At 67.3% G+C, this 23005-nt stretch carries 23 protein-coding genes and 1 pseudogene; 9 read left to right on the top strand and 15 right to left on the bottom strand.

Features of this window, described 5'->3' with window-relative positions; all coding sequences use genetic code 11:
- The 4 genes from I6N91_RS12105 to I6N91_RS12090 all read right to left on the bottom strand — a co-directional run bounded on the left by I6N91_RS12105 (window position 1) and on the right by I6N91_RS12090 (window position 3488).
- Complete coding sequence (locus tag I6N91_RS12105) at window positions 1-780, bottom strand: ABC transporter ATP-binding protein (RefSeq protein ID WP_198812858.1); 780 nt, start codon at window positions 778-780, stop codon at window positions 1-3.
- 133 nt (window positions 781-913) lie between these two features.
- Complete coding sequence (locus tag I6N91_RS12100; RefSeq protein WP_198812855.1) at window positions 914-1633, bottom strand: response regulator transcription factor; 720 nt, start codon at window positions 1631-1633, stop codon at window positions 914-916.
- Window positions 1634-1681: 48 nt separating this feature from the next.
- Window positions 1682-2902 carry a sensor histidine kinase gene (locus I6N91_RS12095; protein ID WP_198812854.1) on the bottom strand — a complete coding sequence of 407 codons (1221 nt, stop codon included), beginning with the start codon at window positions 2900-2902 and terminating at the stop codon, window positions 1682-1684.
- A gap of 67 nt (window positions 2903-2969) precedes the next feature.
- The gene (locus tag I6N91_RS12090) at window positions 2970-3488 is read right to left on the bottom strand and encodes a GNAT family N-acetyltransferase (RefSeq protein ID WP_198812851.1); all 519 of its coding nucleotides are present in this window, start codon (window positions 3486-3488) and stop codon (window positions 2970-2972) included.
- A 137-nt stretch (window positions 3489-3625) separates the two neighbouring features.
- Between I6N91_RS12090 and I6N91_RS12085 the strand changes: the two genes are divergently transcribed.
- Complete coding sequence (locus I6N91_RS12085) at window positions 3626-4171, top strand: adenylate kinase (RefSeq protein ID WP_198812848.1); 546 nt, start codon at window positions 3626-3628, stop codon at window positions 4169-4171.
- Window positions 4172-4187: 16 nt separating this feature from the next.
- On the opposite strand, the gene I6N91_RS12080 is transcribed toward I6N91_RS12085, so the two are convergent.
- Together I6N91_RS12080 and I6N91_RS17610 are read right to left on the bottom strand one after the other, a co-directional pair.
- Window positions 4188-4835 carry a LysR family substrate-binding domain-containing protein gene (locus I6N91_RS12080; protein WP_233091805.1) on the bottom strand — a complete coding sequence of 216 codons (648 nt, stop codon included), beginning with the start codon at window positions 4833-4835 and terminating at the stop codon, window positions 4188-4190.
- Between the two features lie 52 nt (window positions 4836-4887).
- A pseudogene (locus I6N91_RS17610) lies at window positions 4888-5067 on the bottom strand (LysR family transcriptional regulator); the annotation flags it as partial.
- 109 nt (window positions 5068-5176) lie between these two features.
- Between I6N91_RS17610 and I6N91_RS12075 the strand changes: the two are divergent.
- Together I6N91_RS12075 and I6N91_RS12070 are read left to right on the top strand one after the other, a co-directional pair.
- A complete protein-coding gene (locus I6N91_RS12075; RefSeq protein WP_198812844.1) occupies window positions 5177-6232 on the top strand; it encodes an aldo/keto reductase in 1056 nt (351 codons plus the stop codon).
- A gap of 56 nt (window positions 6233-6288) precedes the next feature.
- On the top strand, window positions 6289-6675 hold the full coding sequence (locus I6N91_RS12070; protein WP_198812842.1) for a hypothetical protein: 387 nt from the start codon (window positions 6289-6291) through the stop codon (window positions 6673-6675).
- A gap of 31 nt (window positions 6676-6706) precedes the next feature.
- Here I6N91_RS12070 and I6N91_RS12065 read toward each other — a convergent pair whose 3' ends face one another.
- Together I6N91_RS12065 and I6N91_RS12060 are read right to left on the bottom strand one after the other, a co-directional pair.
- Window positions 6707-8458, bottom strand: coding sequence for an MOSC and FAD-binding oxidoreductase domain-containing protein (locus I6N91_RS12065; RefSeq protein WP_198812840.1), 1752 nt, complete (start codon window positions 8456-8458; stop codon window positions 6707-6709).
- Between the two features lie 173 nt (window positions 8459-8631).
- Window positions 8632-9333 carry a hypothetical protein gene (locus I6N91_RS12060; RefSeq protein WP_198812838.1) on the bottom strand — a complete coding sequence of 234 codons (702 nt, stop codon included), beginning with the start codon at window positions 9331-9333 and terminating at the stop codon, window positions 8632-8634.
- 158 nt (window positions 9334-9491) lie between these two features.
- Here I6N91_RS12060 and I6N91_RS12055 point away from each other — a divergent pair, with 158 nt between their 5' ends.
- The 5 genes from I6N91_RS12055 (at window position 9492) to I6N91_RS12035 (ending at window position 14636) form a co-directional block, all read left to right on the top strand.
- On the top strand, window positions 9492-10313 hold the full coding sequence (locus tag I6N91_RS12055; RefSeq protein ID WP_198812835.1) for an ABC transporter substrate-binding protein: 822 nt from the start codon (window positions 9492-9494) through the stop codon (window positions 10311-10313).
- A gap of 71 nt (window positions 10314-10384) precedes the next feature.
- A complete protein-coding gene (locus I6N91_RS12050) occupies window positions 10385-11221 on the top strand; it encodes an amino acid ABC transporter permease (RefSeq protein ID WP_133404209.1) in 837 nt (278 codons plus the stop codon).
- 2 nt (window positions 11222-11223) lie between these two features.
- Complete coding sequence (locus I6N91_RS12045; protein WP_198812834.1) at window positions 11224-12042, top strand: amino acid ABC transporter ATP-binding protein; 819 nt, start codon at window positions 11224-11226, stop codon at window positions 12040-12042.
- A gap of 85 nt (window positions 12043-12127) precedes the next feature.
- Window positions 12128-13570, top strand: coding sequence for a diaminopimelate decarboxylase (lysA, locus tag I6N91_RS12040; RefSeq protein WP_198812832.1), 1443 nt, complete (start codon window positions 12128-12130; stop codon window positions 13568-13570).
- Between the two features lie 133 nt (window positions 13571-13703).
- Complete coding sequence (locus I6N91_RS12035) at window positions 13704-14636, top strand: MurR/RpiR family transcriptional regulator (protein ID WP_198812830.1); 933 nt, start codon at window positions 13704-13706, stop codon at window positions 14634-14636.
- On the opposite strand, the gene I6N91_RS12030 is transcribed toward I6N91_RS12035, so the two are convergent.
- From I6N91_RS12030 to eat, 5 genes are all read right to left on the bottom strand, one after another.
- The gene (locus I6N91_RS12030; protein WP_233091804.1) at window positions 14623-15405 is read right to left on the bottom strand and encodes a 3-oxoacyl-ACP reductase; all 783 of its coding nucleotides are present in this window, start codon (window positions 15403-15405) and stop codon (window positions 14623-14625) included. The two genes, I6N91_RS12035 and I6N91_RS12030, sit on opposite strands and share 14 nt — an antisense overlap.
- Before the next feature lie 33 nt (window positions 15406-15438).
- A complete protein-coding gene (locus I6N91_RS12025; RefSeq protein ID WP_198812828.1) occupies window positions 15439-16806 on the bottom strand; it encodes an aldehyde dehydrogenase in 1368 nt (455 codons plus the stop codon).
- Window positions 16787-17545: a gamma-glutamyl-gamma-aminobutyrate hydrolase family protein gene (locus I6N91_RS12020; RefSeq protein ID WP_307843342.1), complete on the bottom strand. Its 759-nt coding sequence runs from the start codon at window positions 17543-17545 to the stop codon at window positions 16787-16789. Before I6N91_RS12020 ends, I6N91_RS12025 begins: the two co-directional genes overlap by 20 nt.
- Entirely contained in the window at window positions 17526-18902 is a 1377-nt protein-coding gene (locus tag I6N91_RS12015; RefSeq protein ID WP_198812826.1) for a glutamine synthetase family protein, read from the bottom strand. The genes I6N91_RS12020 and I6N91_RS12015 overlap by 20 nt, the downstream gene beginning before the upstream one ends.
- A gap of 86 nt (window positions 18903-18988) precedes the next feature.
- Complete coding sequence (gene eat / locus I6N91_RS12010) at window positions 18989-20419, bottom strand: ethanolamine permease (protein ID WP_198812823.1); 1431 nt, start codon at window positions 20417-20419, stop codon at window positions 18989-18991.
- A 210-nt stretch (window positions 20420-20629) separates the two neighbouring features.
- Between eat and I6N91_RS12005 the strand changes: the two genes are divergently transcribed.
- Entirely contained in the window at window positions 20630-21373 is a 744-nt protein-coding gene (locus I6N91_RS12005; protein ID WP_198812821.1) for a FadR/GntR family transcriptional regulator, read from the top strand.
- Window positions 21374-21435: 62 nt separating this feature from the next.
- On the opposite strand, the gene I6N91_RS12000 is transcribed toward I6N91_RS12005, so the two are convergent.
- On the bottom strand, window positions 21436-21927 hold the full coding sequence (locus tag I6N91_RS12000; RefSeq protein ID WP_198812819.1) for a MarR family winged helix-turn-helix transcriptional regulator: 492 nt from the start codon (window positions 21925-21927) through the stop codon (window positions 21436-21438).
- Window positions 21928-22061: 134 nt separating this feature from the next.
- A complete protein-coding gene (locus tag I6N91_RS11995; protein ID WP_198812818.1) occupies window positions 22062-22637 on the bottom strand; it encodes an NADPH-dependent F420 reductase in 576 nt (191 codons plus the stop codon).
- Between the last annotated feature and the right edge of the window lie 368 nt (window positions 22638-23005).

The following is a 23005-nucleotide window of genomic DNA, read 5'->3' as shown; positions in this document are numbered from 1 at the left end:
TCAGGCCCCCAGCTTCGCGAGGGCGCCGAGGATCGCCTCGGGAGTCGACTGCCGCAGGTCACCGACGAGGGCCCCGTCCTTCATGAGGACCACCCGGTCGGCGTACGAGGCCGCGACCGGGTCGTGGGTCACCATGATGATGCTCTGGCCCATCTCCCGTGAGCTGCGGCGCAGCAGGGACAGCACCTCCGCCCCGGTGGCCGTGTCGAGGTTGCCGGTGGGTTCGTCACCAAAGATGACGTCGGGGCGGGTCAGGAGGGCCCGGGCGACGGCGACGCGTTGCTGCTGGCCGCCGGAGAGCTCGTGCGGCCGATGGGCGAGCCGGTCGGTCAGCCCCAGCGTCGAGGAGACCTGCTTCAGCCAATCCCTGTCCACGGAACCGCCGGCGAGGGCGACGGGCAGGGTGATGTTCTGCTCGGCGGTCAGGGTCGGCACCAGGTTGAAGGCCTGGAACACGAATCCCACCCGCTCACGGCGCAGGCGGGTCAGGGCGGCGTCGGGAAGGCCGGTGATCTCGGTCCCGCCGATCCACAGCTGACCGGCATCGATACTGTCAAGGCCGGCCAGGCAGTGCATCAGGGTGGACTTGCCGGACCCGGACGGGCCCATGATCGCGGTGAAGCGCTCCCGTTCGAAGTCGAGCGAGACGTCCCGGAGGGCGTGTACGGCGGTTTCACCGCGCCCGTAGCTTTTGGATACGCCGCGGGCGGCGACGGCGCCGGTCGGGGTGGGGGAGATTGAACCCGCAGGGGGCACGGGAGAATTCATTGCGATGGTCATGATTCCACGTTAGGTGCCGCGGGCACCGGCCGAATCAGCGCAGGGGTGGAGCTTTTGGACCGGATTTCATACCAGGGGATGACACCGGGACCGCTGCTCCCACCGCAGGAAGCCCCGGCGGAAGCGGCCCCGGTTAGGGGCGGACGATACCCATCTCGTAGGCCATCACCACGGCCTGCACGCGGTCCCGCGCTTCGAGCTTCGAGAGGACACGGCCCACGTGCGTCTTGACCGTGGCCTCGGCAAGGAACAGCGTTGAGGCGATCTCCGGATTCGACAACCCCTGGGCGATCAGTTCGAACACCTCGCGTTCGCGGGGCGTGAGCCGGGCGACCGCGGCGGCATGGGCGTCGTGGGTCGGAGAGGGCCGGCGCAGCAGCGGTGCCACATGGTCGAGCAGGCGGCGCGTCGTCGATGGGGCGATGACGGCGTCGCCCCGGTGCACCGTCCGGATCGCCTCCAGCAGCTCCTCGGGCGGCGCGTCCTTGAGGAGAAATCCGGACGCCCCCGCATGTATTGCCGAAAGCGCATATTCGTCGAGGTCGAACGTCGTCAGAACCACGATGCGGGGCCCGGCTCCGGCAGTGCCGGCCTCCGCGAGAATGCGCCGGGTCGCCTCGATGCCGTCCATGCCGGGCATGCGCACGTCCATCAGGACGACGTCGGCACGGGTGACGGCGAGCGTCCGGACCGCCTCCTGCCCGTTGGCAGCCTCGCCGACCAACTCCAGGTCGGGCTGTGAGTTGATCAGCATGGCGAATCCGCTGCGCACAAGGTGCTGGTCATCGACGATCGCGACCCTGATGGGGACGGCCGCCTGTCCGGGCGGTAATTCTCCTGCGGTGGTGTCCATTAACGTTCTGCTCCTGTCGTCGGGAATCCGCCGTCGCTGCGCACGGGCCTATGCCTCGGTGTAGGGGAGGAAGGCCTCAACGCGGAAGCCTCCGCCGCTGCGCGGCGCGGCCGACACGGTGCCGTCGTAGAGGCGCACCCGCTCACTCATTCCGGTGATGCCCAGCCCGGCTCCTGCGGTGGCGGGGTCGGCCGCCGCACCCCGGCCATCGTCGTCGACGGTGATGCTGAGCCCGCGGGGGCCATAGCTGAGCGTGACCTCGGCGGTCGTTTGGGGTCCGGCGTGCTTGAGCACGTTGGTCAGCGCTTCCTGGACCACGCGGTAGGCGGTGAGTTCGGCGCCGAGGGGAAGCGGCCGCCGTGGCGTGTCGATGCGGCGGCAGGACACGCGGATGTCCGCCCGCCGCACCGACCTGACGAGGGAATCGATGTCCTCGAGAGTGGGCAGCGGACGCGTAGACGCGCTTTCGTCGCCGCGGAGGACGCCGAGCAGGCGCCGCATCTCGCGCAGCGAGCCGCGTCCGGTGTCCGCGATGGTGCCCAAGGTCTGCGCCGCAAGTTCCGGTTGCTGCGCACTGGCGTACCGTGCGCCGTCGGCCTGGGTGATGATCACCGAGAGGGAGTGCGCGACGATGTCGTGCATCTCCCGGGCGATGTGGCTGCGCTCGTCGGCGGCGGCAAGGTCGCGTTCCTGCTGGCGCTCGACCTCAAGGCGCCGGGTGCGGTCTTCAAGGGCCTGATAGGCCCGACGCCGCGACCGGGCAAGGTCCCCCATCGTCCAGGCCAGGAGTACGAGCGACTCGAAGAGAATCAGCGAGATCAGGAACAGCGACCCGCCTCCGCCGACACCGAATAAGGTCAGCGACCCGCCCCCGCCGAGACCGAGGATCTCCCCGTACCGCACCAGGCCGGCCGCGGCGCCAAGCAGAGCGAACCCCAGCCCGCCGAGGCTCGCCCAGCGCGGGGCGTAGGCGGCCAGCGTGTAGACGGTGATCAGGATGACGATCTGCGCCGGAACCGGGTCGATTCCCGCCAGCAGCTGCAGCACCGAGACCCCGGCGACGATGCCGGCCGAGAGCAGCAGCCGGGACCTGCGCCAGGCCAGCGGTGCCACCAGGGCGAAAGTCACAGGGATGAGCAGGGGATCTCCGGCCACCCCACGGGCGGTGAGCTGCAGGATCAGGAGCACGAGCAGTCCCAGTGCGAGGCAGGCGTCGACCGTGCCGGGATGCGCGCGCACCCAGCGCGCGAGCCGGAGGTGGAGGTCCATGAGGTTCAACTCTAGGCCCGGCGGGGCCCCTGCTGCATCCGACCCAGGGTGGACATCGCACGCTTCGCTAGGTGCGCAGCCAGCGGTTCAACTGAACCGCCTGGCCGCGGTGCGTACCGGGATGGGAGCCCGTGTTCCGAAAGCCGGCTCGTTCGGCGACGCGTTCGCTGGCGGTGTTGCCCGCCATGGTCTCCAGCGCGACGGCGGAGAAGCCCTGCGAGGACAACCACTGGGTAAGGAGGCGCACCGACCCGGTGGCCGCGCCCCGGCCACGGCCGGCGGGGGACAGGACATAGAAGAGCTCGGGTTCGGCGCCCTCAACCTCGGCCATCCCCGCAGTTCCCACGGGCAAACCGTCGAGAAGGACCGCATACCGGCCGGCGAGCCGCTCCCGGTGACGCTCCTGGGTCCGTGCGATCCGCCGCCGGGCGTAGTCCTCGTCCATGTCCGCCGGGTAATACGTCCACGCGGGCACGTCGGGCACCCGGCTCAGCTCGTATTCGAGCCGCCAATCGTTATCGGTCAGGGCCCGAAGGGAAACACTCTTGTCACGGAGCTCGCCGGGCAGCGGGACGGGGAAGGCCATAAACCGATCATTGCATCGACGGCGGAGGATCGGAACCGGTCCGGCGGCAAGCGGCCGTGACGCACAAGAGCCGGTGCCGGCGGGTTTCCCCCTCGCGGGGCCGACCGGTGGTGGAATCGCACGCTACATTGGAGCCCATGGCTCCCGCTCAGCGCGTCGTCTTCCACGGGCTCACGGGCAGCGGAAAGTCCTCGGCCGCCCGCGCCTATGCCGCGGCCGCCCGGCTCCCCGAATACTCGGCCGACGATGATATCGGGTGGCTTCCGGGCTGGCAGAACCGGCCTCCCGAGGAGCAGCGCCGCATCGCCGCCGGTATTGCCGCGCAGGAGCGCTGGGTCATCGACAGCGCCTATTCGGGCTGGAGGGACATTCTGCTCGCCCGGGCGGACCTCGTGGTGGCGCTCGACTACCCGCGGTGGCTCTCCCTGTGGCGCCTGATCCGGCGGACAATCCGCCGGTGTGTGACCCGGGAGGAGGTGTGCAACGGGAACACCGAGTCCTTCCGCCGGGTGTTCACCCGGGATTCGATTCTCCTGTGGCACTTCACGGCGTTCCCCCGGAAACGGGAGGCGCTCGAAAGGATCAAGGCCGACCCGGCCATGCCTCCCGTGATCTCGTTCCGCCGTCCGGCGGACCTCGACGCCTGGATCGATCAGGTCGGACGGGACGCCGCCGGCGCCTGATGACTTCCTGCCGGAGCTATCCCAGTTGTTCGTCGACGGCGCGCACAAAGGCGGCGACGAGGGAACGTCGGTCGGTCCGCCGCCAGGCCAGCGCCAAGACGGCCGGCGGCAGGCCGTCGACCGGACGGATGCTGACCTCGGAACGGCTGTAGAGATGCGCGTTGCCCTCGGACAGCAGCACCACCCCGAGCCCGGAGGCGACCGCCTCGAAGACGGCGTCGGGGGTCTCGGCGGTCGCGCCGATGACCGCAGGCCTGCCGTTCCGCTCCGGTGCGGCGATCCAGAAGTCCCGCAGGGTTCCGGCTTCGGGGGGCAGGGCAATGATCGGTTCCTCGAGCAGGTCGGCGAAGGCGACCCGTTCCTGCCGCGCCAGGGGATGGTCGGACGGCAGGGCGACACACCGCCGTTCCCGGACGATGGGGAGGACGTCAAGATCGTCGGAGGGCGCGGGCAGCCACAGGAAGGCGACGTCGCTGGTTCCGTCGTCGAGCCCGGCGCTTGGGTCGCTCCAGCTCACGAGCCTTAGGGAGGGGATCACGCCCGGGCTCAGTTCCCGGAACCGCGCCAGCGCGCTCTTTTGCAGTCCGCGGCCGACGGCGGTCTGCATGCCGATGACAATCCGGCCGGCCGTCGCCGCGGTCCGGAAATCTGCCGAGTGCCTCATCCCAGCGGGCGACGATGTCCCTCGCGGCGGCGACCAGGGTCTGCCCGGCAGCGGTGAGCACCACCCCGCGGGGATGCCGGTCGAGGACGGGAAAGCCCAGTTGTCGTTCGAGCGAGCGAAGCTGCTTGGACAGGGCCGGCTGGGCGATGAACAACCGCTCGGCGGCCCGCGTGATGCTCTCCTCCTCTGCGACGGCGATCAAGGCCCGGAGGTCGCGCAGGTGAACGTCCATACGGGAAGGATATGCCGCATCGGCATACCTGCTGGTCTTGGTGGCCGAACCTCCCTCGGATGCACTCTGGAGTCGGTCATCCAACCGGTCATCAGGAATAGGAAACATCATGAACCTCAACGCATCCACCGCAGCCGCCTCCGTCGATTCCACGGCGCCGGCCCCTTCGCCCGGTGCCTTCCCGCTGCCGGCCCGCGCACTCGGACCGCTCCGGGTGCCGGCCATCGGATTCGGTGCGATGGTCCTCAGCCCCGGAATGTACGGCGAGGTCGACGAACCACGGGGCGTGCGAGCCCTCCAGGCGGCCATCGACGCAGGGTCTACCTTCATCGACACCAGCGACGGCTACGGTCCGGACGGGCACAACGAGCGGTTGGTGGGCAGGGCCATCGCCGGACGGAGGGAGGACGTCGTTGTCGCCACCAAGTTCGGCTTCCGGATGCTTCCCGGAGCCGAACCGCACCGCTTTTCGGTGGGGTTCACCTTTGGTGAACTGGCAGTCAATGCCGATCCCCGGTATGTCCGTGCCTACGCCGAACAGAGCCTGCGTGAACTAGGAACCGACTACATCGACCTCTACTACCCCCATTTTCCGGACCCGCGGATTCCGATCGAGGAGACCGTTGGGGCGGTGGCCGACCTCGTCGACGCCGGGCTGGTGAGGTCTATTGGTCTGTCGAACGCCACGGCGGAACACCTCCGGGCCGCCCACGCCGTCCACCCCATCACTGCCGTGCAGACCGAATGGTCGATGTGGCGTCCCATCGACCCCGAGTTGTTCCGGGCCGGGCGCGAGCTTGGCGTGGGATTCGTCGCCTGGTCCCCGCTCGGAGGGGGATTCCTAACCGGCAGCGTCACCCGGATCGACGACGGCGACTTCCGCCGCAACGCTCCTCGTTTCTCGGACGAGAACCTGGCGGTGAACAACGACCGCTTCGCGCCCATCCGGTCAACCGCCCACGAACTCGGCCTGACCCCCGGTCAGCTGGCCCTGGCTTGGCTCCTCGCCCAGGATCCGGCGGTTGTGCCCATCCCCGGAAGCCGCACGCCAGCACACATCCTGGAGAACGTCGACGCCGCCAGGACTCTCCTGCATCCGGACACCCTCGCCCGCCTCACTACCGTCCTCGGCGGCATCTCCGCGGCCGGTGCGACCCTGCTCTGACGACTGCCCGCCGACGGTGTAGCCTCGAACCGACCGCCACGAGGACGAGGGAATGAATGCCGATGATCGCCCTGACCGAACCGGCCGGCTGCGGCAATGCACCCCGTCAGCTTGTCATCCGGGACCTCGTGCTCGCCCTCGCCGAGGTCAACGGGTCGCAGCTGACCGAACTGCTCGCCGAGAAGGTGCGCTGGGACCTGGCCGGCGCTGGGACGATCGAAGGAGTCAGCCAGCTGACCGACAGGCTCTCCGGCCAGGGCGAAGTGGCCACCATCGAGCTGGCGTCGATCCTGACCCACGGTAGGGAGGGCAGCATCGATGGCGTCCTGACCTTTCGGAACGGACGGAGGCAGGCCTTCTGCCACGTGCTGAGGTTCGCCTCGGCAGTGAAGACGGCCAAGGTCACGGAGATGAGGAGCTACCTGGTCGACCTGCCGGGCTGAAGGCCCGTGACGGAGCGGAGGGAGCTGGTGCTCAGCTGTCGAGCACGAGGTCTTCGGTGGGCCGGGCGCAGCAGATGAGTGCCTGGCTGTCGGCCGGAGTTTCGAGGGGATCGGGCTGGTAGGCCACCTTCCCTGAGATGACCGCCGTGAGGCAGGTGTGGCACACCCCGGTGCGGCAGGACCACCGGGTGGGCACGTCACAGGCTTCGGCCAGTTCGAGCAGGGACGTGTCGCCCGCGCGCCACAGGGCGGTGAGGCCGCTTCGGGCGAACGTCACCGCGGGCCCGGTGCCGGGCTCACCGGCGGGCTGGTGCGGGGGAGCGGTGGGGGCATCGACAAGGCCGGGATTGATCGGCGGCAGGGTGCTGAACAGTTCGGAGTAGATCAACCCGGCGTCGACGCCGAGGTCGGTGAGCGCATCCGTCATGCTGCCGATGAAGGCGGGCGGACCGCAGAGATAGGCCGCCGCGCCCGCGGGAACCCCCAGAGCCCGAAGCTGGTCGACGGTCGGCCGGCCGCTGAACGAGTCCGCCACGGGAGTCGCTGCCCGGGTGTAGAAGATGGCGCTGTGGGCGTGGGGAAGCCGGTTCAGGTGTCCCCGCACCTCCGCGGCGAAAACGTGCTCGCTGGGGTTCCGGGCGACGTGGATCCACCAGATCTCCCTGTCGCTGCCGGTGCGGGCGAACTCCTGGAGCATTGGGACCAGCGGGGTCGCGCCGACCCCGGCCGAGACGAGGAGCGCCGGACCCGTTCCGGCGTGGAGCCGAAACTGCCCGCGGGGGGCGGCAACATCGATGGTTCCGCCCACCAGCACGCCCCCGTGGAGGTAGCGGCTCACCAGGCCGTGTTCCTCCTGCCTCACGCTGATCCGGTAGGTGTGCGGGTCGGGGGCGTCAGAGATGGAGTAGCTGCGGACGGACACTGCCTCGTTCACGGACACGCGGAGGGTGAGGTACTGGCCGGGGATGATCGGTCCCAGTGGAACGTCGTCGCCCGCGCGAAGGTACACCGAGGTGATGGTCGGGGTTTCGGGGACGGTCTTCGTGATCGTCATGGGGCGGAATCCGCTCCAGCCGGGCTCCTCGACGGGCGCCCCGGTCACAGTGGCCTTGGCCAGGTCGGTGTCCAGCAGGTCCTGGAAGGACTGCTGCCAGCCGGGGCTCAGGGCCGGAATGTCAACGGCCCTCCGCAGTGCGTCCTGCGAGCGGTTCGGAAGGTACAGCAGCGCGTCGGTCTCCGCGACCGTCAGCCGGTGGGGCCCGTTGAGCGTTCGAAGAATCGGGTCACCGGGGCGGACTTCGCCCTCGGTGATAACCCGCAGGTAGAACCCGGGACGGCGGTGGTCCACCAGGAGTGCGGGCATCCGCGGTTCCCCGAGCCGCATGCCCACGCGGAAGCAGGTGACGCGGGGCTGGGTCACCTCGAATTCCGCCTCCCCGATGCGGTAGCGGTCCCCGATGCACACTTCGTCGTCGGGCAGCCCGTCGATGGTGAAATTCTCACCGAAGGAGCCGGGCGTCAGATCGCCGCGGCCGAGGAAGCCGGACCAGTGCTCGTAGGACTGCCGCTGGTAGACCAGCACCGCCCGCTGCTCACCGCCGTGCCCGTGCAGGTCGCCCTGGCCGTCACCGTCGATATTGAGCCTGCGGACCATCAGCGGCCGCTCCACCGGGCTCTTGTAGACGCCGGTGTGCACCGTCTTTCCCTGCCAGGAGACGCCCTTGGGGACTCCAACGTTCAGTGACACCAGCCTGCCGCAGGCCACGCCCTCGACCTCCGTCATGGCGGAAAGCCTACGTCGGGCACCGACCGGTCACCAGAGCCGCCCCCTATGGGATGGCCGGTGCTGCGGCCAGGGCCGCGCGGTTCCGCGGAAGATACGTGCTCGTTGCTGCGGCCGCGGCGGTAGATTACAGTAACGCGTCACGATCGGCGGTGCCCAGCGCCGCGCGCGGCTCAATTCGTCCCGCCGTCCGGGGATTCGGATCCCGCAAGGGCCTCTTGAATCCTGTCGAGAGTGGCCGTCCGGCCCGCCACTTCGACCCGCCCATCAGCGGCTTGAAGGGGGAGGATCACCACCTCGGGCCCAAGGCTGTTGAACTTGTCCCACCTGCTCGGTGCGAAGCGGGCGGCACCGGCGGAAGGCCGCAGGCCGATCCTGATTGGGTTCCCTCGGTGGATGGTCGTTGTCCCGAGCACCGGCTGGAAGGTCAAGCCACCCGCTGTCGGCGTCACTAGGCCGTAGTTCCACTTTCGAAAACCGTCCCCTTTGGGGGCCTCGGGGCGGCGGATAGAACACACAAATTGCCCTCGCTCTGCAACCCTCCGCAGGGACCGGCGCTGCCAGCGGACCACGAATGCCATAGCGATCGCGAGGGTGATGGTGAAGAAGGCCGCCGACAGTGCCGCATCGGCCGGCGCCTCTCCGAACGCCACCTTGAGCAGGAAGTAGAGGACACCACCGGCTAGGAAAACCAGGGCGTAAGACAACCGCCGGCGCATTTTAGTCATGCCTGACTGTAAGGGGCGGTTCGGCATGCGAACAGGATCCGGGCCTATGACGGGTTCGACAGGCGTGCCTTCCAGTTCTTGAATCGAATCATTCTTCGGATTCGGTTTGCTGCTCAGGGTAAATGAGTTCATACTCGATTCACGCACGATGTGACCGTCCCCACACCGGGGGCGGCCAGGGTCCCGGGACCGACAACGACGGGCGGCTTCCGAAGCCTCCTCCGCGATGGAAAGCCCCGGAATGCCCGCTGTGCCAGCCAATTCCGCCTCGGCCGACCCACGTCCGGCCAGCACGAAGGAGACCCATGCAGTTGCACGGAAGGTCCAAATTTGCCGCCCTCGCCGCGATGTGCGCGTTGGCGCTCACCGCCTGCGGAAGCCCGTCCGCCGCCGCCCCGGATGCCTCGGCAGGCAAGGCCGACGGCGTCTCCCTCGTCGCCCCGGGCAAGCTGACAGTCTGCACGCACCTTCCGTTTGCCCCTTTCCAGGTCAACGATGATTCCGGTAAGACCGTCGGGTTCGACATCGACCTGGTCAACCTCGTGGCGAAGCGGCTCGGTGCCCAGACGGCCATCATCGACACGCCCTTTGAGGGGATCAAGTCCGGCGAGGACATGGCCACCGGCAAATGCGACATCGCCGCCGCCGGCATGACGATCACCGACGCCCGGAAGGAAGCAATCCTTTTCTCCGAGCCGTACTTCGATGCGACCCAGGCCCTGCTGGTCCCGGACGGCGCGGACGTCAAGTCCCTCGAGGAGTTGGAGGGCAAGAAGCTGGGCGCCCAGTCGGCCACCACCGGCCTCGACTACGCGCAGGCCCACCCCGAGTGCGGGTGCGAAATCATCGAGTTCCAGGACCTCGCCTCACTGACGCAGGCACTGATGACCGGTCAGGTGGACGCAGCCATCAACGACCTGCCCGTCTGGACCGAGGCGCTGAAGACCAACCCCGGCAAGGCAAGCATCAGCACCCAGTTCGACACCGGGGAGCAGTACGGCCTCGGTATGAAGCTGGGCAACACGGCGCTCAAGAAAGTCGTGGACGAGGTGCTTGCGGAGGCCAAGAGCGACGGCAGCTACGACGAGATCTACAAGGAATGGATCGGGGACGTTCCGAAGAGCTGATCGGCCCGCCCGCGGCGGCCCCGGCCGCCGCGGGCCGGAACCGGACCACGTGCAGCACCAGTGAGGAAACCATGAGCACACAGACCACCTATCCCGCCACCGAGGTCGCAGCGCCGCGGCTGACACGCCGGCAGAGAGCCCGCCTCTCCCTCGGCGTCCAATACGCCCTCGGGATCGCTGTCATCGGCCTCCTGGCGTTCATGACGGACTGGGCAACCTTCAGCGCGGCCTTCCTGAGGTTCGACATCCTCGAGCGGATGCTGCCGCGGGTGATCCTCATCGGCCTGGTGAACACCATCATCTACGCGGCCCTTGCCTTCATCTTCGCGTTCGTCGTCGGGCTGCTGCTGGCCGTGATGAGGCTGAGTTCGGTTGCGGCCTACCGGTGGTTCGCCGGCGCGTACGTCGAGTTTTTCCGCGGGGTACCTGCCCTCGTCGTCCTCTTCATGGTCGCCTACGGCATCCCCAACGCCTTCCCGGGGTTCCAGTTCCCCGGCGACAAATACGGCATGGTGATGGTCGGCCTCGGCATCACCGCGGCCGCCTACATGGCGGAGACCTTCAGGGCCGGCATCCAGGCCGTCCCGAAGGGGCAGCTTGAGGCGGCCCGCACCCTCGGCATGAGCCACACCCGCACGATGGCGACGATCGTCATCCCGCAGGCCTTCCGGGTCGTGATCCCGCCGCTCACCAACGAAATGATCCTCCTGGTCAAGGACTCGTCTCTCGTCTACGTCCTCGGGGTCACGGCCGCACAGTACGAACTGACGAAGTTCGCGCAGGACTTCCTGAACCGCTCCGTGAACGCCACCCCGCTGATCGTCGCCGCCCTTTGCTACCTGGCGATCACCCTTCCCCTGTCCGGCCTCGTGCGCAAGCTCGAAGCCCGCTACGCGAAAGCACGCTGACCATGCCTACCCAACCGATCCCGGCACCAGGCTCGCACGCCATCTCGATCCGCAACCTCAAGAAGAGCTTCGGCTCCAATGACGTACTCAAGGACATCTCCCTCGAGATCGAACCCGGGGAAGTCGTCTGCATCATCGGTCCCTCCGGCTCGGGGAAATCGACCCTGCTGCGCTGCGTCAACCTCCTGGAGGTCCCGACCTCCGGAACCGTCCTCGTCGGGCCGGACGAGGTGACGCACCCCGATGCCGACCTGGACCGCATCCGCCGGCGCATCGGCATGGTGTTCCAGTCATTCAACCTCTTCCCGCACCTGACCGTCCTCGAGAACCTCACCGTTGCCCAGATCAAGGTCCTGAAGCGGCGCAAGGAGGACGCGATCGCTACCGCGCGCCTCAACCTGCACCGGGTGGGCATGTCCCATAAGGAAGATGCGTACCCCGGTCAGCTTTCCGGCGGCCAGCAGCAGCGCGTGGCGATCGCGCGGTCGCTTTCGATGGAGCCGCAGCTCATGCTGTTCGACGAACCTACGTCGGCACTTGACCCCGAGCTTGTCGGCGAGGTCCTGGCCGTCATGAAGTCGCTCGCCAACGAAGGCATGACCATGGTCATCGTCACCCACGAAATGGCCTTCGCCCGTGAGGTCGCGGACCGGGTGGTCTTCATGGACGGCGGCTACATCGTCGAGCAGGGGCTCGCCCAGGAGGTCATCGGCAACCCCCAGGAGGAGCGCACCCAGTCCTTCCTGCACCGGGTCCTCAACCCGATGGTCATCGACGCCGCCGAGGTCATCGAAGCGGAAGAGCTCTCGACGGCTTCCTGACCCCTCACCGGTGCCTGGCGAGGCGCGCAGGTACGGAAGGGGGAGCCGTGCAATCACTGGACACCGGAACGAGGCACACACAGATATGACGATCGAACAGACAGTGGCGCCGGCCGCGTCGCCCCTGGCGCCCCGGTGGCTTGAGGCTCCCTCCGACCTGAATGCCCTGCCCTCCAAGCTCTGGGCAAGCACCGTGAGTCGGTCGGCGCCGGGGGAGCTGACCATCGCCGGCGTCGGCGTGACGCAGCTGGCCCAGGAGTTTGGGACCCCCGCCTACGTGGTGTCCGAAGACGACTTCCGGCAGCGGGCGCGCGCGTTCCGCACGGCCTTTCATGAAGCCTTCGCACCGCTGTGCGGCGGGGCCGACGTCTACTACGCCGGCAAATCATTCCTCTGTGTCGAGGTGGCGAAGTGGGTGGCCGAGGAAGGGCTGCGGCTGGACACCTGCTCGGGCGGTGAGCTGGCACTGGCGGCCCGGGCGGGCATCGAGGGGGCGAAGCTCGGCCTGCACGGCAACAACAAGTCCGACGCCGAACTGATCCGCGCCCTCGAGATGGGGGTTGGCCGGATCATCGTCGACAGCCTCCAGGAACTGGCGCGCGTCGGAGAACTCGCCCGGGAGCGCGGCACCACCGCGCCCGTGCTGCTGCGGCTCACCCCCGGTGTCCACGCCGAGACGCACGAGTTCATCGCAACGGCGCACGAGGACCAGAAGTTCGGCCTTTCGCTGGCCTCCGTCGACGGGCGGGCGTCCGCCGCCGAGACCGCGGTGGCGGCCGCCCTGCAGGACGCGGGCATCCGGCTCCTGGGAATCCACTGCCATATCGGCTCGCAGATCTTCTCGTCGGAGGGGTTCGCCCTCGCCGCCGAGCGCCTCCTGGAGTTCATCGCCGGGATGCGCACGAAGCACGGGCGCGTGCTCGAGGAACTGGATCTGGGCGGCGGGTACGGCATCGCGTACACCATGGCCGATCACCCGCAGGACCCGAAGGACGTCGCCTCGGCCATGGCCCGCGTGGTCGGCGATGCCTGCGGCCGACTGAACATCGAGGTTCCGCGGATCTCCATCGAACCCGGGCGCGCCATCGTCGGCAGTTCAACCTTCACCCTGTACGAGGTGGGGACGCTCAAGACCAACGCCGTCGAGCACGAGGGCGGCCTGTTCCCCCGGCGTTACGTTTCCGTCGACGGCGGCATGAGCGACAACCCGCGGCCCCTGCTGTACGGAGCGGACTACTCCGCGGCCCTGGCCTCCCGCAGTTCGGGCGCCGACGCGTCGCTGTCGCGGGTGGTGGGTCGGCACTGTGAGAGCGGGGACATCGTCGTCCGCGATGTCTACCTGCCCTCCGACCTGCGCCCCGGGGACCTCCTCGCCGTGCCCGGGACGGGGGCCTACTGCTGGGTCCTCTCAAGCAACTACAACTACACGCCCCGCCCTCCGGTGGTGGCAGTCTCCGGAGGCCGGGCGCGCCTGATCGTCCGGGGCGAGACGGAGGACGACCTGTTCCGCCGCGACGTCTGGTCCTGAGGACCCGTGATTCGCCCGACGCGGGAATTTTTCCAAAGGAATCGGCATGGAGGCAGGGATCGGAAAGTAGCATGACTTCCAGTTCCGGGCGGCCGGGCCAGTGAGGTAACGGATGCATCGACGGAGGTAGGGCATGTCCGAGCAGGAAGCTCCAGCGGGTCTTCCCGTGTTCGAAAGCATCCGACGCCAGCTGTCCGAGATGTCGGCCGCCGAGCGCAAGGTGGCGCGCACCCTGCTCGGCGGGCCGGCGGCAACGGGGCTCGCATCCTCGACCAAACTGGCGCGCCTTGCGCAGGTCAGCGGGCCCACTGTGATCCGGTTCGTGAACCACCTCGGCTACGCCACCTATGCCGACTTCCAGGACGCGGTGAAGGTCGAGGTGGTCGCCCGGGTGACGACGCCGGTCGAACTGTACCCCGAGGCGCCGAGTGCCGGGGGCGGTGCGCTCGACGACTTCTCCGCCACCCTGGGCTCGGCGATCTCGGACACCCTGAACCGCCTCTCGCCGGAGGACCTCGCGGCGGCGGCGGAGCTCCTTGCCGATCCACGCCGGAAGGTGCTCGTGTTCGGCGGGTGGTTCAGTTCGTCCCTGGCCCGGCACCTCGCCGCCATGCTCCAGGAGCTGCGGCCGGGGGTGGAGTTTGTCGACGAGGCGCGCACCCAGCGGGTGGCGGCCCTGTGCGATGCCGACAAACGCACGACCGCCGTCGCCTTCGACTTCCGGCGCTATGAGGCCGAAACGGAGAAGCTCGGCCGGGCGCTCGTCGACCAGGGTGCGAAACTCATCCTCTTCACTGACCCGTGGCTGTCCCCCCTGGCGGATGTGGCGAGTGCGGTGCTGCCCGCTTCGGTGGGAACACCACGGCCTTTTGAGTCCTATGTGTCGAGCATGGCCGTGGTGGAGGTCCTCACGGCTCGGGTTGTCGACCTGACCTCGGCGGCCTCCCGGGCCCGTTTCGAACGCTACGGATCGTTCGTCGACACCCTGGTTCCCCATTGGGAGTACCGGCGGGGGATCGACGCCGCGGAACCGGCCGCTGGAACCTCAGGGGTCACTCGGGAGTGACGTATGCTCCGGAAATCCCGCCGTCGACCAGGAAGGTGGAGGCGGTGATGAACGAGGCATCGTCGCTGGCCAGGAAGGCAACGGCGGCGGCCAGTTCCTCCGGTTCCGCGAATCGGCCAACCGGAACGTGGATGAGGCGCCGGGCGGCTTTCTCGGGGTCCTTGGCGAAAAGCTCCTTGAGCAGGGGGGTGTTGACCGGGCCGGGGCAGAGCGCGTTGACCCGGATCCCCTGCCGGGCGAATTCGACGCCGAGTTCACGGCTCATGGCGAGGACTCCGCCCTTGGAGGCGCTGTAGGAAATCTGGGAAGTCGCCGCTCCCAGAACAGCGACGAACGACGCCGTATTGATGATCGAGCCTTTGCCCTGGGCCTGCATGTAGGGGAGGGCGTATTTGCAGCAGTAGAACACGGACGTGAGGTTGACTTCCTGCACCCTGCGCCACGCCTCGATGCCGGTGTCCAGGATCGAAGCGTCCGCCGCCAGGGCGATTCCTGCGTTGTTGAAGGAGATGTCCACCCGCCCATAGGTTTCGTTGGTCACGGCGTAGAGGTGCTTGACCTCCTCTTCGCTTGTCACATCGACCTTCACGAAGAGGCCCCCGACCTCCTCGGCGGCGCGCAGGCCCGAGGTCGGGTCGACGTCGGCGATGACGACCCGGGCTCCCTCCGCGGCGAACCTGCGGGCGGTCGCCAGCCCGATGCCGCTGCCGCCGCCGGTGATCACGGCGCTGCGGCCTTGGAGGCGGTGGGAGATGATCTGCTGGGTCATTCGGAATTCCTTATGCTGGCGTTGGGTTGGGCGTCAGGGCCCGGTGGCTAGAAAAACGTTTTTTGTCTCGGTGAAGGAGTCGAGGGCGTCGGGCCCGAGTTCCCGGCCCAGCCCCGACTGCTTGAAACCTCCAAACGGCGTGGAGTACCGGACCGACGAGTGGGAGTTGACCGACAGGTTCCCCGACTCGAGCCCGCGGGCCATGCGAAGCGCCCGTCCCACGTCCCTCGTCCAGATCGACCCCGAGAGCCCGTAGATTGAATCGTTGGCCAGTCGAAGTGCGTCGGCTTCGTCCCGAAAGGGAACCACGGCGACGACCGGTCCGAAGATTTCCTCGTGCATCACCCGGTCCCCGGGGGAGGGGGTCAGGACCGTCGGCGGAAACCAGAATCCTTTGCCGCCGGGGGCCTGCCCCCGGAAGGCGATCGGTGTGCCGGAGGGCACGAAACCGGAGACCGCTTCGCGCTGGGCGGCGGAAATCAGCGGACCCATGAAGGAGGCCTCGTCCTGCGGGTCGCCGACCTTCAGGGACTTCACCACCGGTTCGAGCAGCTCAAGGAATTTTTCGTACACGCTGTGTTCGACGAGGATCCGAGAGCGCGCGCAGCAGTCCTGTCCGGCGTTGTCGAAGGCCGCTCCGGGAGCCGCCGTTGCGGCTGCCTCAAGATCGGCGTCAGCGAAGATGACATTGGCGCTCTTGCCGCCAAGTTCCAGGGTGACGGGTTTGACCTGGTCGGCGCAGCCGGCCATGATCCGCTTGCCCACTGCGGTGGAGCCGGTGAAGACTACTTTCCGCACGGATGGGTGGGTGACGAACCGCTCACCCACCACCGAGCCCTTGCCCGGAAGAATTTGCAGTACTCCCTCGGGCAGGCCCGCTTCCCGGGCCAGCTGCCCGAGCCGCAGCGCGGTCAGCGGGGTCAGTTCGGCAGGCTTCAGGACCACCGTATTGCCGGCCGCTAGTGCGGGGGCGAACCCCCATCCGGCGATGGGCATTGGGAAGTTCCACGGCACGATAACCCCTACGACGCCGAGGGGTTCATGAAAGGTGATGTTGACCCCTCCTGCGACGGGAATCTGCTGGCCGAGATGGCGTTCCGGTGCGCCGGAGTAGTAGGCGAGAACGTCCCGGACGTTTCCGGCCTCCCAGCGGGCATTGCTGATGGTGTGACCCGCGTTGCGGACCTCCAGCCGGGCGAGATTCTCCAGATCGGCATCAACCGCCGCGGCGAAACGGCGCAGGAGCAGAGCCCGGTCCGCCGGCACGACGTGGCGCCACGTCTCAAAGGCCCGCGCGGCTTTGTCGATGGCCCGGTCGGTGTCTTCAAGGCTGGCCAGGGCAACGGTTTCGATAACCTCTTCGGTGGCCGGGTTCAGTACGTCAAACGTGCTGGTCGACATGGATGCCCTCCGTTCGTGTCCTGCGGTAGGTGCGCGCGGCTTCGATGAATCCTTCGAACAGCCGCAGGTCGTCGGGGTTCTGCTCCGGGTGGAACTGGACGCCGAGAACCCACCCGCCGGACGTCGTCTCGACGGCTTCGATGGTGCCGTCGGCTGCTGACGCGGTGACTCGGAGGCCAGCGGCGACCTGGTCGAGGGCCTGATGGTGGTAGCAGGGGGCCGAGGCCCGCGGTCCTAGGAGGTCCTCGCTGATGCTTCCGGGTACGGTGGCGAATTCGACCTCGCCGAACACCCCGGGTGCCGGCTGGTACCGGGCCTCCGGGTTCACCTCGGGGATGTGCTGGATGAGCGTTCCGCCGAGCGCGACGTTGAGCACCTGGGCTCCTCTGCAGATGGAGAACAGGGGCACTTCCGCAGCCAGGGCGGCACGCGTCAGGGACAGGTCGTGGAGGTCCCGGGAGGGTTGGGCCCGGGTCTGCACGTGTGGTGCGGCACCGTAGTGCTCCGGGCCGACGTCGGTCCCGCCCGAGATGATCAGGCCGTCGAGCAGATCAACAATCGATGGATCGGTGCCGACGGGTGGCAGCAGGACTGGCGTGCCACCTGCAGCCGCCACCGCCTGGACATAGGTGCCCGGGAGGAGTGCGGCATCGGTCTTCCACACCCCCCACTCGGCCTCCTGGTAGTAGGTCGTCAGCCCGATGCGCGGCCGGTGTGCGTCAGAGGCGTTCGAAGACACGCTTGCGCTCCCAGTCGGTGACGACACTGTCGTAGGCCTTCAGTTCGACGTCGGCGGCGTGCAGGTAGTGCTCCACCACCTCGTCGCCGAAGGATTTGCGGGCGATCTCGCTGGCGGCCAGCAGGGCACGGGAGTCCCGCAGGGTTGTGGGGATCCGGTCAGCGCCTGACTGGTAGGCGTTCCCCTTGGTGATGGGTTCGAGCGGGAGTTTGTTTTCAATGCCGTGGATGGCCGCCGCGATGAGCGAAGCGGCGGCGAGGTATGGGTTGACGTCTCCACCGCCCACGCGGTTCTCCACCCGGAGGCCCCGTCCATGCCCGACCACGCGCAGAGCGCAGCTGCGGTTGTCCAGGCCCCACGCGATAGCGGTGGGAGCGAAACTGCCCTCGACGAACCGCTTGTAGGAGTTGATGTTGGGGGCCAGGAAGTAGGCCATTTCTTTCATTGCGGCCAGCTGGCCGGCGACGAAATGCTCCATGACCGGGCTGAAGCCGTGCTCGCCGTCTCCGGGCAGAACGGGGTTCCCGTCCAGGTCGGTGAGGCTGAAGTGGATGTGGCAGGAGCTGCCCTCGCGTTCGTTGTACTTGGCCATGAACGTGATGCTTTTGCCCTGTTGGGCGGCGATTTCCTTGGCCCCGTGCTTGTAGAAGGCGTGGTTGTCGCAGGCGGTCAGGGCCTCACGGTACCGGAAGGTGATTTCCTGCTGTCCAAAATTGCACTCGCCCTTGGACGACTCCACGACCAGGCCGGCCTTCTCCATTCCCGTGCGGATGCTGCGGATCACCGGCTCGAGTCTTGCTGTGGCAAGGAGCGAGTAGTCAACGTTGTAGCGGGAGGCGGGGGTCAGCCCGTCGTACTTCTTGTTCCAGGCCTCCTCGTACGTGTCATCGAACATGATGAACTCGAGTTCGGTGCCGATGTGGGCGCGGTAGCCCAGGGCTTCAAGCCGTTCGATCTGGGCCCGGAGGATCTGCCGGGGGGACTGGCTCACAGGGCGGTCATCGAGCCAGAGGATGTCGCACTGCACCATCGCCGTTCCCGGCAGCCAGGGAACGATCCGCAGCGTCGCGACGTCCGGCCTCAGAACCATATCCCCATAGCCATTCTCCCAGGACGACATCGCGTACCCGTCGATGGTGTTCATCTCCACGTCCACGGACAGGAGGTAGTTGCAGCCTTCCGCGCCGTGACCCAGCACATCCTCAAGGAAGGACCGTGCCCCGCAGCGCTTGCCCTGGAGCCGACCCAGGGAATCCGTGATGGCGACCACCACGGTGTCGATTTCACCGGCAGCAACCTTCTCCCTCAGCTCTTCGACGCTCAACGATGCCTTGGGATTTGCTGTTTCATGAGTCATTGGATATCCGTCGCTTCGGTCCTGGTTAGTGGATTGGTCGGAGCAAGCCGACAGGCGCGGCGCTCAGGGATTAGTTCGTCAGTGCTTCACTTCTTCAGTTCCGCTTCGGCAGCGGCGAGTCGTGCGAACTCCTCCTCCGGCGCGCCGGTGACGATGCGGTGACGGCTGTAGAACCAGTAGTAGAGGAGCGCGGCGCCGAAAATTCCCGCCGTGATCGAAGCTGCAAGGACATCGACCACGAAGGTCGCGACGACGGCGACGGCGGCCAGGACCAGCGCTACGGAGGTCGTCACGACGCCGCCCGGTGTCCGGTACCCGCGGGGGAGATCCGGTTCCTTCCGGCGCAGCACGATGTGGGAGAGGTTGAGCAGGACGTAGGAGACGGTGGCACCGAAGACGGCGATGTTGATGAGAAGCCCACCGTTGCCGGTGGCCGCGGCCAGAATGAACCCGATGGTGCCGGGAACGATCAGCGACCAGTAGGGAGTGCGCCGCTTACCCGTCAGTGACAGCCACCGGGGAAGGTAGCCGGCCCGTGAGAGTGCAAACAACTGCCGCGAGTACGCGTAGATGATCGAGAAGAAGCTGGCGATCAATCCCGCCAGGCCCGCGTAGTTAACAAATTCGGCGAGGATCGAATTGCCGCCGTAGGCGAGGCGGAGTGCTTCTGGAAGGGGGTTGTCGGAGGTGCTCATGGCCTCCGACCCGGCAGCGCCGGGAACCAGGACGAGCATCAGGGCCCCGAAGACCACCAAGATCAGCATGCCGGCGATGATGCCGCGCGGCATGTCCCTCTTCGGGTCCGCGGTCTCCTCGGCGGCGAGTGGAACGCCTTCGATGGCGAGGAAGAACCAGATCCCGTAGACGAGGGCGGCGACGACACCGCTGATGCCCATCGGCAGGAATGCGCTGGAAGCCGGTGATCCGTCGGGAACGATGTCGAAGAGGTTCCCAACACTGAAGTGGGGAATGAGGCCGATGACGACCGCGAGCAGCGCGACGACGGCGATCGCGGTGATTCCGAAGATCAGACGGAGGGCCTCACCCACGCCGCGAAGGTGGATTCCAACGAAGATGGCGTACGCCACCAGGTACACAGGCCAGGAATTGGTCAGCCCGAAGAGCCCGAGGGCCTCAATATAACCGCCGATGAAGATCGCAATCGCGGCAGGCGCCACGGCGTATTCGATGAGTACTGCCATCCCGGTCGCGAACCCTCCCAGCGGGCCCAGCGCCCGCCGGGCGAAGCCATATCCGGCGCCGGCTGCCGGCAGGGTGGAGGACAGCTCGGCCAGACCGAACACCATGCAGGTATACATGATGCCCATCAGCACGAACGCAATCAGGAGTCCGCCCCAGCCGCCTTCCGCCAGGCCGAGGTTCCATCCTGCAAAGTCGCCGGAGATGACGTAGGCCACTCCGAGGCCGGCCAGCAGCACCCACCCGGCGGCCCCGCGTTTAAGCTGGCGCTGCTGGAGGTACTTCTGGTCCGCGTCCTGCCGATCCGAAGTTGACATGGCATTCCCTCACCTGAAGGCTCAATGGTCTGTTAATAGTCCATAAATTTTGGTCTAAGTGTGAGCGAGATCACGGTGCTCGTCAATAGGTCAGCAAAAATGCCTGAAAACTGTGAGTGACCAATCCATCTTCCGCTGGCGCAACGGTGCAGAATTGACCTACTGCTGATCGGGAATAGGCCTGATTTCGGACCAGAAAGGGATGGTGGCATGGGAGCCGAACTCTCCGAAGGTGCCGCCCGGTTTCTTCGCCCGGTTCGGCACGGGAACGCCTTCGAGGAAACGATCGAACGGTTGCTGCAAAACATCAAACTGGGAGTGCTCGCGGCGGGCGATAAGTTGCCTCCCGAGCGGGAGCTCGCCGATTTGCTGGGCGTATCACGCGCCACCCTGCGGGAGGCCCTGGCCGAGCTTCAAAAAGCCGGATATGTCGAGGTGCAGCGCGGCCGTTACGGTGGCACCTACGTTTCGCAGGGGCGGGCGCCGGAGTCCGGAGAGCTCCCGGATCCTGGTCCTGAGGAGGTGGAGGACGTCCTGATTTTCCGCGGCGTGCTCGAGCCGGCGGCGGCGTCCCTGGCCGCTAAGGCGAGGCTGTCCCCCTCCCAGCGCAGGCACCTGCTCGATACGCTAGCGGAGGTGGCGGGAGCGCCGGCCGAGGCGTACCGGCCTAAGGATGCTCGGTTCCACGTGGCAATTGCGGAAGTCAGCGGCTCGCCGAGCTTGGTTGCTGCGGTGGCTGATGCCCGTGCGCGGGTCAGCGACCTGCTGGACCGCATACCCCTGCTGGAGCCGAACCTTGAGCACTCCAACCGGCAGCACCAGAAGATTGTCGAGGCTATCCTGCGCGGGGACCACGAGGAAGCGTTCCGAGCCACCGAGGATCACCTGCAGGGGACGGCTTCGCTGCTTCATGGATTTCTGGGCACTTCCCGCGCCGATAGGGAATCCCCCTGAAACGGAGCGGGTGAAGCGGGGCGCCCCCAGCGCGGCCCGCCTGGGGGAGGATACGGTCGGGCCTAGCTATCGTCGCGGTGATACATCGGGGCCAGCTTGCCGAGCGGGTCGATCCGGCGCAGCAGGGCATCGCTGATCACGGCCAGCTGGGAGAGCTGCTCGGGCGTCAGGGCGTCGATGACATGGTGGCGCACCGTGTCAACGTGGCCGGGGGCGGTGGCGACGACCTTGCGCCGGCCCTCGGGGGTCAACCTGGCATTGGTGGCCCGCGCATCCTCTGGGCAGGGGAACCGCTCGATCAGGCCGCGGGACTCGAGCCGCCGCACAACGTGGGAGAGCCGGGGCAGCGTGGCGTTCGTCTGGGCCGCGAGGGAGGTCATGCGCAGGGTGTCTTCCGGAGCCTCCGAGAGCATGGCGAGCACGTAATAGTCGAAGTGAGTGAGGTCCGCGTCCCGGCGCAGCTGGGAGTCAAGCACCCCGGGCAGCAGTTCGACGACGGCGACAAACCGTTTCCAGGCGGCGAGTTCCTCTTCTGTCAGCCATCGGGTATCCACGGCTCTATTCTCGCAAGAAAGGGTGTGACCGATGACGCCGCCGCGCACGGCCCCTGCCTGCGGGTGCACGCACCGGGCGGCGGCCTGAACGGCTGCCGCCCGGATCCCTGGGCGCGATCGTCACGGGCGGACAGCTAGGCCTGAAGGGCGAAGCCGCCGGCCCAGGAGATCTTCTCGCCGGCGGCGAGGGTGATCTGCAGGAAGCCGAGCGCCTCCACTTCGCGGGCGCGGCGCAGCGAACCGGCGTCAACTGCCTTGAGTCCACCGCCCTTGATGATGTCCGCGAGCTGCGACTTTGCGTCAGCGTCGTCTCCGGCGAGCAGTACGGTGGTGGGCTGCCCGGCGATGTTTCCCTCAGCGAGGGTGGCGGCGAAGGTGGTGCTGAACCCTTTGACGACGCGCGAGTCCGGGAGCGCGGCCTGGATCTCGGCGGTGGCCGAGGAGTCCGCGGGCACGGTCAGGGAGTCGAACGTCGCGAAATCGAGCGGATTGGTAACGTCAACGACAATCTTGCCGGCGAACTGCCCGCCGCGCTGGGCCAGGATCGTGCTGACGGCGGGGTAGGGGACGGCCAGGACGACGATGTCGCCGGTGACGGGCTTGTCCGTGTCGCTGCTGCCGAGAAGTTCGGCTGTATTGCCGCTCTTCTCGACGATGCGGGCGATGGCCGGGCCCATATTGCCCTTACCGAGGATGCTTACGGTGGTCATGTCGACTCCTTCGGGTTTCCGCATCATTTGTTGATGCTACAAGTAATAACAGTTGTTACTACAACTTTTATTCCCCAGGGTCCTAAACCGGCTGTCGTGCGGATCGCGGGAATTATCTTCGGCCGCCCTAGGTTGATACGTGAACAGGATCAACAAGTCCTCTGCTAGGAGTAACGAGATGTCCTGCTCGTACTCCTCCGGCCGAAGCCGATCATCCCCAACGCACCCTCTCATTCACCCAACCAGTCAGGAACAGCACCATGGATTACAAGCTCGAACTCATCATTCTTCCCGTCGCCGATGTGGAGCGCGCCAAGGCGTTCTACGACAAGTTGGACTGGCGCCTCGACGTCGACATCCAGGGCGAG

The organism is Arthrobacter sp. MSA 4-2, assembly GCF_016405885.1.
Classification (GTDB): Bacteria; Actinomycetota; Actinomycetes; order Actinomycetales; family Micrococcaceae; genus Arthrobacter_D.
The sequence above is the reverse complement of the archived record's forward strand: the minus strand, read 5'-3'. Positions and strand labels throughout refer to the sequence as shown.